The 14,629-nt window shown below is 63.2% G+C and carries 15 protein-coding genes; 9 read left to right on the top strand and 6 right to left on the bottom strand.

Going from position 1 to position 14,629, the window contains the following annotated elements; translation table 11 throughout:
- Positions 1-56 precede the first annotated feature (56 nt).
- Together map and fdhD are read left to right on the top strand one after the other, a co-directional pair.
- Positions 57-884 carry a type I methionyl aminopeptidase gene (gene map, locus AC1DVS_RS23145; RefSeq protein ID WP_478026752.1) on the top strand — a complete coding sequence of 276 codons (828 nt, stop codon included), beginning with the start codon at positions 57-59 and terminating at the stop codon, positions 882-884.
- Positions 885-1,011: 127 nt separating this feature from the next.
- Positions 1,012-1,746, top strand: a complete 735-nt coding sequence (gene fdhD / locus AC1DVS_RS23140; protein WP_478026872.1) for a formate dehydrogenase accessory sulfurtransferase FdhD — start codon at positions 1,012-1,014, stop codon at positions 1,744-1,746.
- Positions 1,747-1,825: 79 nt separating this feature from the next.
- Here the strand turns inward: fdhD and AC1DVS_RS23135 are convergent, their stop codons facing one another.
- Positions 1,826-2,353: a helix-turn-helix domain-containing protein gene (locus AC1DVS_RS23135; RefSeq protein ID WP_478026750.1), complete on the bottom strand. Its 528-nt coding sequence runs from the start codon at positions 2,351-2,353 to the stop codon at positions 1,826-1,828.
- A 671-nt stretch (positions 2,354-3,024) separates the two neighbouring features.
- Between AC1DVS_RS23135 and AC1DVS_RS23130 the strand changes: the two genes are divergently transcribed.
- Both AC1DVS_RS23130 and AC1DVS_RS23125 read left to right on the top strand, forming a co-directional pair.
- Entirely contained in the window at positions 3,025-3,297 is a 273-nt protein-coding gene (locus AC1DVS_RS23130; RefSeq protein ID WP_478026749.1) for a hypothetical protein, read from the top strand.
- Between the two features lie 8 nt (positions 3,298-3,305).
- On the top strand, positions 3,306-3,779 hold the full coding sequence (locus AC1DVS_RS23125; protein WP_478026747.1) for a response regulator: 474 nt from the start codon (positions 3,306-3,308) through the stop codon (positions 3,777-3,779).
- Between the two features lie 132 nt (positions 3,780-3,911).
- Here the strand turns inward: AC1DVS_RS23125 and AC1DVS_RS23120 are convergent, their stop codons facing one another.
- From AC1DVS_RS23120 to AC1DVS_RS23110, 3 genes are all read right to left on the bottom strand, one after another.
- Positions 3,912-4,340, bottom strand: coding sequence for a DUF202 domain-containing protein (locus tag AC1DVS_RS23120; protein WP_478026745.1), 429 nt, complete (start codon positions 4,338-4,340; stop codon positions 3,912-3,914).
- On the bottom strand, positions 4,337-4,948 hold the full coding sequence (locus AC1DVS_RS23115) for a TetR/AcrR family transcriptional regulator (protein WP_478026744.1): 612 nt from the start codon (positions 4,946-4,948) through the stop codon (positions 4,337-4,339). Before AC1DVS_RS23115 ends, AC1DVS_RS23120 begins: the two co-directional genes overlap by 4 nt.
- A 254-nt stretch (positions 4,949-5,202) precedes the next feature.
- Entirely contained in the window at positions 5,203-5,817 is a 615-nt protein-coding gene (locus tag AC1DVS_RS23110) for a TetR/AcrR family transcriptional regulator (RefSeq protein WP_478026871.1), read from the bottom strand.
- 139 nt (positions 5,818-5,956) lie between these two features.
- Between AC1DVS_RS23110 and AC1DVS_RS23105 the strand changes: the two genes are divergently transcribed.
- The 4 genes from AC1DVS_RS23105 to AC1DVS_RS23090 all read left to right on the top strand — a co-directional run bounded on the left by AC1DVS_RS23105 (position 5,957) and on the right by AC1DVS_RS23090 (position 10,861).
- Entirely contained in the window at positions 5,957-7,381 is a 1,425-nt protein-coding gene (locus AC1DVS_RS23105; protein ID WP_478026742.1) for an efflux transporter outer membrane subunit, read from the top strand.
- A gap of 15 nt (positions 7,382-7,396) precedes the next feature.
- Positions 7,397-8,548 (top strand): EmrA/EmrK family multidrug efflux transporter periplasmic adaptor subunit, encoded by a 1,152-nt coding sequence (locus AC1DVS_RS23100; protein ID WP_478026740.1) that lies wholly within the window; start codon positions 7,397-7,399, stop codon positions 8,546-8,548.
- Positions 8,549-8,576: 28 nt separating this feature from the next.
- A complete protein-coding gene (locus tag AC1DVS_RS23095; protein WP_478026738.1) occupies positions 8,577-10,121 on the top strand; it encodes a DHA2 family efflux MFS transporter permease subunit in 1,545 nt (514 codons plus the stop codon).
- A 134-nt stretch (positions 10,122-10,255) separates the two neighbouring features.
- Positions 10,256-10,861: an outer membrane protein gene (locus AC1DVS_RS23090; RefSeq protein ID WP_478026736.1), complete on the top strand. Its 606-nt coding sequence runs from the start codon at positions 10,256-10,258 to the stop codon at positions 10,859-10,861.
- A 494-nt stretch (positions 10,862-11,355) separates the two neighbouring features.
- Here the strand turns inward: AC1DVS_RS23090 and AC1DVS_RS23085 are convergent, their stop codons facing one another.
- Complete coding sequence (locus AC1DVS_RS23085; protein WP_478026735.1) at positions 11,356-11,790, bottom strand: DUF7684 family protein; 435 nt, start codon at positions 11,788-11,790, stop codon at positions 11,356-11,358.
- 265 nt (positions 11,791-12,055) lie between these two features.
- Entirely contained in the window at positions 12,056-13,249 is a 1,194-nt protein-coding gene (locus tag AC1DVS_RS23080) for an LGFP repeat-containing protein (protein ID WP_478026734.1), read from the bottom strand.
- A 135-nt stretch (positions 13,250-13,384) separates the two neighbouring features.
- On the opposite strand from AC1DVS_RS23080, the gene AC1DVS_RS23075 reads away from it, so the two are divergent.
- On the top strand, positions 13,385-14,560 hold the full coding sequence (locus AC1DVS_RS23075; protein ID WP_478026732.1) for a helix-turn-helix transcriptional regulator: 1,176 nt from the start codon (positions 13,385-13,387) through the stop codon (positions 14,558-14,560).
- Positions 14,561-14,629 lie beyond the last annotated feature (69 nt).

Here is a 14,629-nt window from a genome sequence, read left to right as displayed (position 1 = left end):
CATAGCCCTTCGCGCGGGTCTCGCAAAGCCCGGCCGGGCTCGCTATATCGCCTCTCATGACCGACTATGTAACCGTAACCCCGGACGCGCCCGCCGGCCGCACCGGCGCCATCAAGCTTCATGGCCGCGCTGCCTTTGACGGCATGCACAAGGCCGGCCGCCTCGCCGCCGAGACGCTCGACATGATCGTGCCGCACATGGTGCCCGGCGTCGCGACCAGCGACATCGACGAGATGATCTACCGCTTCATCGCCGAGCGCGGCGGCGTGCCGGCGACGCTCGGCTATCGCGGCTACACGCATTCGAGCTGCATCTCGATCAACCATGTCGTCTGCCACGGCATTCCCGGCGAGAAGACGCTGAAATCGGGCGATATCGTCAATGTCGACGTGACCCCGATCCTGGACGGCTGGCACGGCGATTCGAGCCGGATGTATCTGATCGGCGACGTGCCGATCAAAGCGAAGCGGCTGGTCGACGTGACCTATGAATGCCTGATGCTCGGCATCGAGCAGGCGAAACCCGGCAACCGCCTGGGCGATGTGGCGCACGCCATTCAGCATCATGCCGAAAAGCACCGCTTTGGCGTGGTCCGCGATTTCTGCGGCCATGGCCTCGGCCAGCTCTTCCATGACGCGCCCGAGGTCGTCCATGTCGGCAAGCCCGGCACTGGCCCCGAGCTCCGCCCCGGCATGATCTTCACGATCGAACCGATGATCAATATCGGCCGCCCCGATGTGAAACTGCTTGACGATGGCTGGACCGCGGTGACCCGCGACCGTTCGCTCTCGGCGCAGTTCGAGCATTCGATCGGCATCACCGAGACGGGTTGCGAGATCTTCACGACCAGCCCAGCCGGGCTCGACCGGCCGCCCTACGCCTGAATCCTCATCTGCGTTTCCGCTGAAGGAGAAGCGCGTGCACGACAGGCCAGGTTCGATCAGGGACGGCTCGATCGGCGGCGCCAGGGATTCAGCGTTCGACAGCATAAAGCCGGACGGTGCACGCACCATGGTCGCACGCGCGGTCGCGGTGGAGCGGCCGATCGCGATCGAGTTCAACGGGATCGGCTATGCGGTGATGATGGCGACGCCCGCCGATCTCGAGGATTTCGCGGTCGGTTTCGCGCTCAGCGAGCGGCTGATCGCTGAGACCGGGGACGTGATCGACGTGGATCACCACGGCACGGAAAACGGCGAGATCCTGCGTGTCACGCTTTCGCCGCGCTGTGCCGAACAGGTGTTCGAGCGCGTCCGGCACCGGGTGTCCGAATCGTCGTGCGGGCTGTGCGGCATCGAGAATCTCGAACAGGCGCTGCGGCCGTTGCCCGCCGTCAGCGGCGGCGGCGAGATCGACGAAACGACGATCTTCAAGGCGATCGCTGCGTTGCGGGAGCATCAGCCGCTCAACCGCGCGACAGGAGCCGTCCATGCCGCCGCGCGCTGCCGTGCCGACGGGTCGATCGTCACGGTGCGCGAGGATGTCGGCCGGCATAATGCGTTCGACAAGCTGATCGGGGCGATGCGCCGGGCCGGCGAGGATTGGGGCGGCGGCTTCGCCCTGTTGTCGTCGCGATGCTCGTACGAGCTGGTGGAAAAGGCGGCACTGGCCGGCTGCCCGATGCTGGTGACCCTGTCCGCCGCGACCGATCTCGCGATCGATCGCGCCCGCGCCTGCGGATTGCGCCTGATCGTGCTGGCCCGACCCGACGCGGCGCTCGAGGTGCTGCGGGCGGACACCGGGTGACGACCCTCGGTGCAATCCGCAGGCGGCGGGCCGACGAGAGATTTTCACGGCATGCCCCATCGGGCTCGATCAGCCACGCTCATGCCTGAAGCCCGCGTCGGGCGAGTTCCTCGCTGACCCGGACCTCGACCCGGTCGGCGAAGTGTCTGGCCTTGGCAGCCTGGTCTTGGGCTCTGCCCTCCTCGACGCGCGCCATTGCCTTGCGGAACCGCTCGACGAAGCTCGTATTCTCAGGGGGCTCGGGAGGCGCAGGCGGCCGGCGCGTGGCGAGCCATTGCCTGGCGGCACCGACATCGGCGGGGACGTGGACGGTCACCGGCACGATCACCGGCTCCTTCGCACCGCTGGGGTGGAAGATCTTCACATCGGAATACTCATAGCCGCAGGCGCGCTCGTACAGCGCGCGCTCGACCCGATCGTCGGCGAATTCCTTGCCGGCGGTGAGCGCCTCGGCGAATGCGTCATACTCGGCGCGCCACCTGTAGAAGGTGCGCACGCAGACGCCGAGGATATCGGCGATCTCGCGATCAGTGGCACCGTTGCCGCACAGCTTGCGCGCCTGCTCGGCATATTCGGGGCGATAAGTGGTGGGGCGTCCTGCGGTCATGAGGGGTGGATAGCGCGGGCTGCGGTGGGGTTGAATCAACGGGCCGGCGGGCGGGTTTGGCGGGCTGCGGCGGCGTTAGTTGTGACATAATTCGAGGGCGGATGCGGTGCGCGATGTGGGGTTTTACGAGGGGAAATGGGTGGAAACGGGCGCTTGGGGCCGGTGAATTATGTCATGCCTATCCGGGGGTGGCTTGATATTGTTAGGGCTGCGGACTGTCGCCGAAATAGCCAATATCAGCCACCCCTGCGCCTGATCCACACCGCCCGCGACTGGCAATCCGGGGAATGGCCGGACTGATGATCGGCGTCTCGTTCAGTCAAGGCCCAAACAATTAAGTATAGTGTCCCCGAAACTCCCACCGGAACTCCCCGCGATCGGTTTCTGGAGAGCGACGATATGACAGCGTGGCCGCGCTTTGTTGGAGAGTTTTGTCGCACCATTGGGGCCGCGCCGATCGGAAAAAGCGCGCGGAGCGCGAATCGCCTAGCGCGGCGAGAACGTTAACGGAGGGCGGTGGCACCCTACCATCGTAGCCGAGGCCGGCCGCGTGTTGAATTGCGACGAATCGCCAATGAAAACACGAATTTTTGGCCACTGCGGCCCCGTCATTCGCTTTTCGGCAAGAATTGCCGGCTATGGTGATCTCCACGTACAGGAGGCAGCAGTCCTTGATTGAGATCGAAGTTCAGAACGAGACCCACCAGACCCAGGTCGGGCTGCGCTTCGCATCGGTCCCCCGGATCGGCGAAGGCCTGCGGCTGCGTCAGCCGGACGGCTATTGGGCCTCGTACGACGTAATCGACGTGTGGTATCAGAAAGCCGAGTTCGGCGAGATCTGGGTGCCGTATATTCACGTCCGCATGACAGAAGCGGATCAGGCAGTGGTCGCCGCTGCGAGCCAGGTCCTCAGCCAAAGGGAGCCGCAGTCATTAAGGGTCTGATCAAGCGCTTGAGCCCGGAGGCTCTCGGCCGAACCGCTCCCCTGCCCGCGGAGTCCGAATCGCCGGCAGCGGCCGCGGCGCCGCCCGCACCCACGGCGCCCGCCGCGCCGGGTCGCCAGCCGCGCTGCCTGCTGGTCGACGATTCGCGCGTGATGCGGATGGTCGCCAGTCGCATCATCGCCAATCTCGGCTATGTGGTGACCGAGGCGGAGAATGGCCAGGAAGCGCTCCTGCGCTGCCAGGCATCGATGCCCGACCTCATCCTGCTCGATTGGGAAATGCCGGTGATGACCGGCGTCCAGTTCGTCGCGGCACTGCGGCAGCTCGAGGGCGGTGTGGGGCCGAAAGTGGTGTTCTGCACCTCCAAATCCGACGCGCCCGACATCCACAAGGGCATCGACGCGGGTGCTGACGAATATGTCACCAAGCCATTCGACGAGGCGACGTTGCTGGCGAAGCTGCAGCGGATCGGGGCGGCGTAAAGCGCTGGCCCGAGCACAGTTGCGCCGCGCCGGCACTGTCTCGTTACGTCGATTGAAGCTGGAACCGCTGGTAATCACTCAGCTTCATTTCAGTAAAGGCCCTGCCTCGCGGGTTCGACCTTTCATGCTGGATCAGAAGCTTACCAGCACAGAGCCAAAACCCAGCGTCCCGAGAAGCATGATCGCATAGGCCGTGCAGCAGGTAAGCTGATGCAGCGGATTCCCGATCTTCACCGAGATGCCGACAAACGGCTCGGCCGCGAGATAGGCGACCGCGCGGAGATACTGCCAGGTGAAGAGCGCGAGTGAGCCGACTCCCGCCGCGATCATCAGGAGCCCGACGGTACGGGGAAGATGCGACCCGAGAATCAGGAATTGCGGCGGCACGATCGCTTTCATGTTCTGGAAAATCTGCGCGACCGTGAAGCCGAAGGCGATCAGCGTCACGGCCGTGCGTTCAGCGGCCATCAGCGTGCGCTGCAAGCCGAGAATCGCGTTCATCCAGGCGAGATGATTGCTGGCGTTCGGTTCGACAGCGAAGGTGACCGTGCCCTTGTTCATCCTGCCGGCACCTGCCTGGCTTCGGATGGATCGGCATAGAGATTGAGAAATGCGTCCGCCGCCGCGGCTGCGGCGCTCATGATGTCATTCGCATTGGGCCCGACATGCGCGCAGAGAAGATATTTCTCGAGCATGTCCCACTCGTTGAGACCCTTCCAGTGCATCGCCACGATCCAGGGATCGGCGAATTTGAGCCTGCCCTCCTTCATCATCGTCGCGAAGCGGTCGGCCAGGCGCTGCCATGCCGGACGAAGCACGTCCTCGTAGAACGCTTGCGCGATCGGCTGGTTGGCGACGGTCCGGATACTCGCCGCCCGCGCCGGCTGACCGGCAAGATAGGCGATGCCGAGGCGGATAAGGCCGCTCCGCAAGTCCTTTTCGGACAGAAGCTCCTGGATCAGGCGGTCGGCTTCCTCATTCACGTCGCGATCAAGGATCGCGCGGAGCAGCTCCTCCTTGGATTCGAAATAGCCGTAAAGCGTCGCCTTGGATCCACCTACGCGGGCCGCGATTGCGGACATGGATGTGCGTTCATACCCCAATGCGTCGAAAAGCTCCGCTGCCACCTGGATAATCTCGTTTTTCTTTCTTTCGGTACGTGAGCGCATTCGGTGTTCTCTGGCTCCTGATGGGAGCCCTGCCCGCGCACTGACAGAGCGCGGGCAGGGCCGGGACTGGCGGCCGACGGGTGGGGGGGGCGGCCTGCCAGCCCCGAACTCATTTCTTGAGCTTCATTGATCTGGTACCGTACGGTCTAGTCCATTAATTAACGGACGTCAACGGAAAATGGACCAGCAGGTACGGAATTGTTTGAGCGGTCGGTCTGGCGCTCACCGCAGCGCCCACGCCGGCGCCGCGGTGCTTACGCGGCGGGCGCGGACTCGCGCGGGCCGTAGATCATGAGGAAAGCATCGGCCGCCTGCTGCGCCGCGGCCGCGACTTCGGCTTGATCTATCGCCGTCGCGGCACCGAGGAGATGTCTTTCGAGCAGGTCCTGCAGGATCAGGCCTTTGAAATGCATGGCTGCCAGCCAGGGATCTGCGCGCCTGAGCTTCCCCTCCCCCATCAGTGCCTCGAACGCGTCAGCGAGGCGCTTCCAGGCTGCGCACAGGACATTGCGGTAAAACTCCTCGCCGATCCGCGATTCGGCCGGCTGCGTTGAGACTGTACGAATGTTGGCGATGGCCAGCGGACCGAGCTGGCGTTCGAGATAGATCTGGCCGAGTTTCGCCAGCCCCTTTTGGAGATCGGGCTCGGCGAAGAAGGTCGCCATCGCCTTGTCGCTGACCTCGGCCACGTCGAAATCGAGCACAGCGCGCAGCAAATCTTCCTTTGAGGGGAAGTAGTTATACAGCGTCTGCTTGGAGCCGTGCAGGCGCTCGGCGATCGTCAGCATCGACGTGCGCTCATAACCGAGCTCCTGAAATGCCAGTGATGCGACTCGCACGATCTCCCGGCGCTTCTCGTCCGACTTCATTCGCGCCACGTCCGCTAACTCCTTAAAATCTAAACGGTACCGTACGGTCCATTTTTGTCGTTGACAAGCAATTCTAAATTGGACTAGACCGTACGGTACCAGTTCAAAACACCCGTTCAGAAACAAAGGACATTCGGACATGATCCGCTTCATTCCCGCGCGGCCTCGCCGCGCGGCTCTTCTGCTTGCGCTTTGCACAAGCGCCTGTGCGTCGGTTCCGGACCTGGGGCCGATGTCCAACGGCCGCACCGCTCCCGTCGCGGCCGCATCACTCACGCTCGCCGGAACCGGTTCGGAATGGCCCGGAGAAGGCTGGTGGCAGCATTATCAGGACCCGCAGCTTTCAAAGCTGATCGAGGAAGCCCTGGCCAATTCGCCTGACCTTGATGTGGCGGCGGCGCGCATCCGGGCCGCTGAAGGCTTTACCCGGCAGGCGGGCGCTGCGCTCCTCCCGACGGTGGATGCCGTTGGCAATGTCCAGGAGGGGAAGCTCAGCAAAAACAACGGCGTTCCCGCGCAACTCGTGCCCGGCGGCTGGAACGACAGCGGCATGGCGGGCCTCAGCATCTCGATCGACCTCGATCTCTGGGGCAAGAACCGCGCAGCGCTGCGTGCCGCCAAGCTGGACTTGCAGGCGGCACGCTATGACGCCGGGGAGGCGCGGCTGGCGCTCACCACCGGGATCGCCTCAGGCTATGCCGAATTGGCCGCGCTCTATGCACAGCATGACAGCCTCGCGGCCGCGGTCGTCATCCGCACCCAGACGCTGCAGCTCGTCATGCAGCGCGTCGAGCAAGGCCTCGATGCCGACGCGACATTGCGCCAGGCAAAGGGTCGGCTCGAACAGGCCAATGCGAACCTCGCCGCCACCGACGAAGGGATCGAGCTCGCCAAAAACGCGCTCGCCGCGCTGATCGGCTCCGGGCCTGACCGCGGCCGGAGCATCACCCGCCCGATGATCGCGGCGCTCGCGGCGCAGGGCACTCCAGACAATGCCGCGATCGACCTGATCGGCCGCCGGCCCGATATCGCCGCCGCCCGCGCGCGCGCTGACGCCGCGGCGGAGCGCATCAAGGTCGCCCGTGCCGATTTCTACCCGAATGTCAGCCTGAGTGCGCTTGCCGGCTTCGAAAGCTTCGGCATCGCCAATCTGTTCAAGGGAGGCTCGAGCTTTGGAAATGCCGGCCCCGCGGTGAGCCTGCCGCTCTTCCATGGCGGCGCGCTCCAGGGCCAGTACCGCTCCAGCCGCGGCCAATATGACGAAGCGATCGCCCAATATGATCGCCAGGTCATCGAGGCGCTGCACCAGACCGCCGACGCACTGACGAGCAAGACCAGGCTCGCCGCGCGGCTGGAGAATTCGCGCCGCGCGCTGGCCGATTTCGAGGAAGCCAATCGCCTTGCGCGGCTTCGCTATTCCCAAGGGCTGTCGACCTATCTCGATGTGCTCTCGGCCGAGGAGGGCGTGCTCGATTCCCGCCTCAACGTCGCAAAGCTCGAGACCCGTGCCTTCGCCCTCGATGTCACGCTCATCCGCGCCCTTGGTGGCGGATTCCATTCATAAAAGGAGACCCAATTCATGTCAGTCATCGAACATCATTTCGACGTCGATCCGGCTCAGGCCGAACTCGAAGCAAAAAAGACCAAGGCCAAGCGCAAGCGCCTGTTCGGCGGTTTCGCCGCGGCGATCGCGCTGATCGGCGGCAGCTATTACGGTTATGACGCAATGGTCGGATCGCACCATGTCGAGACCGACAATGCCTATGTCGGCGCAGACGTCGCTCAGGTGACGCCGCTGATCGGCGGCCCTGTCAGCCAAGTCCTTGTCCAGGATGCGCAGATGGTTCGCCGCGGCGACATTCTCGTCCGGCTCGACGATACCGACGCCCGGATCGCGGTGGCGCGTGCCGAAGCTGATCTCGCGGTCACGATCCGCCGGGTGCGTGGGCTCGTCGCGAACGACACCGGGCTCAGCGCCCAGATTTCGGCGCGGCATGCGGACGAGATGAAGGCTGAAGCCGGGCTCGTCGCTGCGCGTTCCGATGCCGAGAAGGCGCGGATCGACCTCGCCCGCCGCGAAGGCCTGGCGAATTCGGGTGCTGTCTCCGGCGAGGAGCTGACCACGATGCGCAATGCGTTCAGCACGGCGGCGGCGAACCTCCGGTCAGCCGAGGCCGCCCGCGCGCAGGCGGCGGCGACGCGCGATGCGGCGATCGGCACCCGCGAGGCGAACCGCGTCCTGATCGCCGACGCGTCAGTCGATAACAATCCGGAAGTGCTCGCGGCACGTGCCGCGCTCGATCAGGCGCGGGTCGATCTCGCGCGCACCGTGTTGCGCGCGCCGGTCGACGGCGTGGTGTCGCGGCGTCAGGTCCAGGTCGGCCAGCGCGTCCAGCCGGGCGCGATGCTGATGGTCGTGGTGCCGGTCCAGGCAGCCTATGTCGATGCGAACTTCAAGGAAGTTCAGCTCGCCAAGGTGCGTCCCGGCCAGCCGGTCGAGCTCACTTCCGATCTCTATGGCGCGAAAACCGTCTATCACGGCACGGTCATGGGCTTCTCCGGCGGCACCGGGGCTGCGTTCGCGATCGTGCCTGCGCAGAATGCGACGGGCAACTGGATCAAGGTCGTCCAGCGCCTGCCGGTCCGCATCAGGCTCGATCCGGCTGAGCTGGCGCAACATCCGCTCCGCGTCGGCCTGTCGATGGACGTCGACGTCCAGATCGCCGGCTGACCTCCGCCACTCAGGAAAGCAGAAAGCCATGGCAGCAGCCCTCAAAGCACAGCCGGACTCCGCCCCGTTGACGGGGGTGCCGCTGTACATCGCCGCGATCCTGATCGGGCTCGGTAATTTTCTGGTGGTGCTCGACACCACCATCGCCAACGTCTCGGTGCCGACGATCGCCGGCAATCTCGGCGTGTCGTCGTCCCAGGGCACCTGGGTGATCACCTCCTATGCGGTCGCCGAGGCGATCACCGTGCCCCTCACCGGCTGGCTCGCGCGGAAGTTCGGCGCGCAGCGTACGTTCATCACCTGCTATCTGGGCTTTGCCGCTGTGTCGCTCCTGTGCGGCCTGTCGAGTTCGCTCGGCATGCTGCTCGGAACGCGGGTGCTGCTCGGTCTGGTCGGCGGCCCGATCATGCCGCTGTCACAGATGCTGCTGCTCCGCGTCTTCCCCAAGGAGAAGGCGACGCTGGCGACCGTCATCTGGGCGATGACCACCTTGGTCGGTCCGGTCGCCGGGCCGATCCTCGGCGGCATCATCTGCGACAATTACGGCTGGGCATGGATCTTCTTCATCAAGGTGCCGATCGCGGCAGCTGGCGGCTTTGTCCTGATGAATCTGATGAAGGGCCAGTCCGACCCGAAGAGCGAGGCCTTTATCGACAAGGTCGGTCTCGCCTTGCTCATCATCTGGGTCGGTGCGCTGCAGATCATGCTCGACGAGGGCCGAAACCATGACTGGTTCGCCTCGGCCGAGATCCGCACGCTGGGGATCGTCGCGGCCATCGGCTTCGTCGCCTTCCTGATCTGGGAGCTCACCGAGAAGAACCCGATCGTCGACCTCAGGATCTTCCGGCATCGCGGCTTTGTCGGGGCGGCGCTGACCTATGCCGTCGGCTTTGGCGGCTTCTTCGCCAGCATCGTCATCCTGCCGCTCTGGCTGCAGTCCAACATGGGCTACACCGCCACCTGGGCCGGTTATGCGACCGGGATCATGGGAATCCTCGCGGTCTTCTCGGCGCCGTTCGTCGGCAAGGCCTGCGAGAAGTTCGATCCGCGGCTGATCGTCTGTGCCGGCGTCGTCGGGCTCGGGCTGATCATGGTCTGGCGGATGTGGGAATTCACCCCCGATGTGACCTTCGCGCAGATGGCCTGGCCGACGCTCCTCACCGGCGTCTTCATGGTGATGTTCTTCGTACCCGTCACCGGCCTCGCAATGGCGAGCGTCAGGCCCGACGAGCAGGCCAATGCGGCCGGCCTGTCGAACTTCATGCGGACCCTGGCCGGCGCCTTCGCCACCTCGCTGATCCAGAGTGGCTGGTCGAATGCGACGCGTGCCAACCAGACCGAGCTTGCCGGCGCCATGAGCAATGGCCGGCATCTGATCGAGGCCGCCGACCAAGCCGGCATGCCGCATGACGGGTCAGTCACCCTGCTGTCGATGGTGGTGGAGGGGCAGAGCGTGATGCTCGCCACGCTCAACATGTTCGGTGTGATCGCGCTCTGCCTGGGCTTTGCTGCCACCCTGATCTGGCTGGTTCCGAAGCCGAAGGGCCCGATCGACACCAGTGGCGCTCACTGATTTCAAGCAACGACGAAGAAGGAGACTGCAGTACCCTGAGTAACACGCACACAAGATGAATGTTTAGTCCAATTGTTCAACCGCGCACTTCGAAATTCACATGCAATCAGTGCGTGATATCAAGGTATAGTAAGATGAAGACTGTTTCGATCTCGATGTTCGCCCTTCTGTCCACGCTGTCTGCGACGAGTGTAGCGCAGGCGCAAAGCTTCGACGGCCCGTCGGTCGGCGTGCAGGCAGGGTGGACCGAGAACAAGGTGCGCGATCCCAAGACCGATCTCGGTGTTGTGTCGGCCGACGCTTCGAAGGATTCGGCCGTTGTCGGTGGCTATGCCGCCTATGACAAGGAATTCGGAAAGTTCGTACTCGGCGCCGAGATGGGCGCGAATTTCGGCACCAGCGATACCGTGAACAGCGGCACCGGCGCGAACCGCGTCATGCTCGATTCGAAGCGCTCGTTCGATTTCACCGCCCGCGCCGGCTATCTCGTGACGCCCAGGACTTTGGTCTATGGACGCGCCGGCTATACGAACGATCGCGTCAAGACGACGATCGTTTCGCCGACGCTCACCACGAGCGCGTCTGAGGATCGCGATGGCTGGCTGGTCGGCGGCGGTGTCGAGCGCATGGTGACTGATCATGTCTCCGCCCGGGTCGAATATCGCTATGCCGATCTGAGCAATGGTGACGGCAAATATGACCGTCACCAGGTGCTGACCGGCATCACCTATCGCTTCTGATCCCTCAAACCACGCACCACAAGAAGCGGCGCGGGCGTCACGGTCCACTGGACCCGACGCTCGCGTCCGGGGCTTTCGCGCCCCCGTTGTCGGATCGCGTGATCAATCCAGGTTCATCATCATGCCCCAGACCAGCCATCGCCTTGTCCATAATAGCCGGCGTCAGGACCCAATGCTTACCCGCCTCTGCATCGGGATACTGGGCCTTTTCCCGATGGTCACCGCAGCGCTCATGAGCGTCGTCTGCAACCTTCCGGTCGCCGTGATAATCGCCGGCGCCGGGGCGGTAACGTTCATGAGCTTTTTGCCACGCGGCGGCGGGCGAAGGTCATAAGCCCTCACTCCGCCGGCGTTCACTCGGGGCACATCTCCCCTTCTCGTCAGGGACACGGTGATGACCGGCGTTCAGTTCACCGCGGCGTTGTTTCAGCTCTGCCTGCCGATCCAGCTGGCGCACCGGCCGATTGATATCGCCCCGATAACCGGGCCAAAGATCAGAGGTCATCGGCCATTATTTGGCTATCGCGATATGTCTGCAACATGGCCGTCGCGCGCGCTTCTGCGGCGACGTGGAGAATAATCGTTTCCGATAGCTCGACGTCCGGGTGAAAAGCACAATGTTCGGCGAACCAGAAGGCTTCCGAAATCGGTTCCTCACTGTGCCACGTGGTCATCACAAAGCGATCGTCGGGAATGTCGCCGAACTCGAACATCTCAAGACTGACCCAATCGACGCCATCGTGCCACTTCTCGCAATCGACGCCCCAGGCAACCACGTAGAGGCTTCCGATCGCGACAATCCACTCAGCGATGCGACGCAGCCAGTCGTCGCCGACCGCCTGATCGGCGATGATGATGGCTCGATATGGTGCCGCCACCAAATCTGGCGGCGGGCCCTCTGGTCGCAAATGCAGATAGCGAGGCTCCATCCCATAAACCTACCTTCGTTACGCCGCAGCGCAAACTGGCGAATGGCTGCTCTGCGCCACGTCGAACCGTTCAGCAGTGATTCGGGAGGCCGCGATGCCGAAACCGGGCCGGCGGGCCGTGCGCATTTGCGAGGATGCGGGGTAATAAAGCCGTCGTCTCAGCCGCACTATCGGCGGGTGCCGATAAAGCGGCTGAGAGACCTGCTTCACAAAAAACATCTTTCGAAAAACGGAGATACTCTTCGAGTATCAGATCACGCCATTCTCAGGCAGGATCGACCGAAAAATATGCCTTATAAGACGCATCGCCATCGGTGAGCAATTCAGTTTCAAAGTGATAGCGAATGCCCCAGAACCGGTACCAGGGCTGATGGACAAGCATTACCATTTGCTTTGCTGAAATGTAGAGAGTCGTTTTACCGATCAAATCATCTTCTGATCCGATGAGATCATTCACGGTGGAAACGATCTTCGGCGCTATCTCGCTCCAGATCGAATCGCAGACCTGCGCGGCATCCGCTCCGAACAGCGCGCTGCATCCTGCGGACACGCCCTTGCCGGCCAGATCGACACCGGCCTTGACCAGACCCAGATAGGAGTCGGGATTGCCTTCGTCATGTTCGATCAGAGCGACCCCCAGGGCCAGCCCGAAAGGATTTCCACGATAGACTTCAATGTCATCCGGACGCTCATTGCCGGAATCGACATCATCGTAGATCGGCGACCGGATGGCGGACGGCGCCGCGCTGGAGGCGCCGGGGACCGGCACCGCGCCCATCACCACATAGGGTTCGTCGGCTGACGACGCTTCGTCGGACTCGCCGAAGCAATAGATGCCCCTGTACCGCAGGGTCACCGCACCGACATCGAAGGCGCCGATATCCGGCCACCAGTAAATCGCACCGTTCTGAAAACGTGAAATCCTGCCGTCCTCGGTGAACGGACGTTCCCCTTCGAGCGGAAATCCGAGCCACCCCTGCTCCCAACCGAGCGAGGCCCATTTGTCGCGAATTGCGCCATGGATTTCGTGTGCGCCCGAAGCATAACTCCAGTAGATGGAGCCGTTAGCGAAATGATTGTAGCGACCAGCTCCATCCGGCGTCGGGCGCTCATCGGTCACGGGGTAGCCAAGAAAACCGCCCTCCGCTCCCAGCGCGTCATACTCGGCCAGGATGGCGCCGTGCACCCAGCAGGGGGCGTTCGGCGGCAAAAGGAAGATTTCGCCGTTCTCGAATTTTTGCCGAAAGCCATTGCCGGCTCCAAATTCCACCCTGCCCAATGCTTTGCCTGGCGCTCCGCCAAGGGCAGCGACCTTCTTCTTGATCGCGTCACTCGCCTCACCGAACACAGATGTTACGAGGTCGGCAATTTCTAGAACCGATTTTCTCGCGCGGTCATTCAGATTTTGCGCGAGCAAAGCGGTCGATGATGCTTTGCGGGTGATTGTCGGGGATAACATATAAACCTCCAATGTTGGATGTACGGGGAACCTGTCCGTAGGGGCTCGCCGCGCGCCCCGGCTCACCCGAACGGGGGAGGCTGTACTTTTTCCCCGGCGAGACGCATCGTACTGGCCAAGCGAGGAATTTGGCGCATGCGGCCGACCACGACCGACATCCTGGACATTGTCGGCGCGCTTCATGAGGGCGTGGCCGATGACGTCAGCTGGAACGCGGCGCTCGACCTGGTGAGCGATGTTGTCGGGCAAAGCGGCCTGTTGATCGGGACAATGTTCAGCCGGGGAAATTTCGAGTTGAGCGGCCACCGGCTCGATCCCGCCGCGGTGGCCCTGCTTTCAGGCCCATTGGCAAATCCCGACGATAATCCATGGGTTGCCGCTGCACCCAGGCTACCCCTTCGCCGTCCAGTCACCGTCAGCGATATCGGCGGCCAGGAGGTGCTTCGCCGCAGTCGCGTCTGGGAAGGTTTCTATATCGCGTTCGCGTGCCATCAGACGATCGGCGCTGTCCTCGAGCGGCAGCCGGAACAGACCGACATCATCATGCTCGGCCGCAGGAGCCGTCCGTTTTCCGTGGCGGATACCGGCGTTTTTCGGCGGCTTCTCGTTCATCTGGCGCGGTCTTTTCGCGTGAGACGCCAGCTGCAACAGATGCGCGCGCATAGTGACGACCTGACCGCTGCGCTCGACAAGCTGGAACGGGGTGTCATCATTACCGGCCCGGAAGGTCAGATCCGCTTCGCGAACCGGGCCGCGGATCGTTTGTTGACGGCGGGCGACGGGATCGATGCGACCAGAGGCCGTGTGCGCGCAACCCGGACAAGGCCGGCCGAAAAGCTGCGCAGCTTGATCTATCGCGCGGCGCGCACCGGCGTTGGAAAGGATTTGGTCGCCGGCGATGCGGTTTCGATTTCCCGTTCGAATGACGTGAACCCTATCGCCGTCGTCGCGGAGCCGCTTGCTCCGGGGCACAATGAAACTTTGGGTCAGGGCAGACGCGCAGGAACGATACTCTTCGTGGGAGACTCCTGCCCGAACACCAGCCCTTCGGTGAAGAGGATCGCGTCGATTTATAATTTGACCGTCGCCGAAGCAGAAATTGCCGCGCGTATCGTCATGGGAGCTACCGTTGCTTCGGCCGCCGAGGCCCGCGGAATCACAGAAAACACAGCTAAAACCCATCTCAAATCGATCTATGAAAAGATCGGCGTGAATCGGCAAAGTCAGCTCGTACGGCGCGTCATGACGGACATAGGCGGGCTGCTTACCCACGGAACTGTGGCTGACGAGCCAAGAGCGCTTCCAGTTTAAACATTGCTTCCAGGAGGGCCCCTGGCCAAACCATCACTGTTCCCTTTCCTACCAGGAGCGCTGTAAGGC

It is taken from the genome of Sphingomonas sp. P3_C5 (genome assembly GCF_056402635.1).
This window is presented reverse-complemented; position numbering and strand designations above follow the sequence as displayed.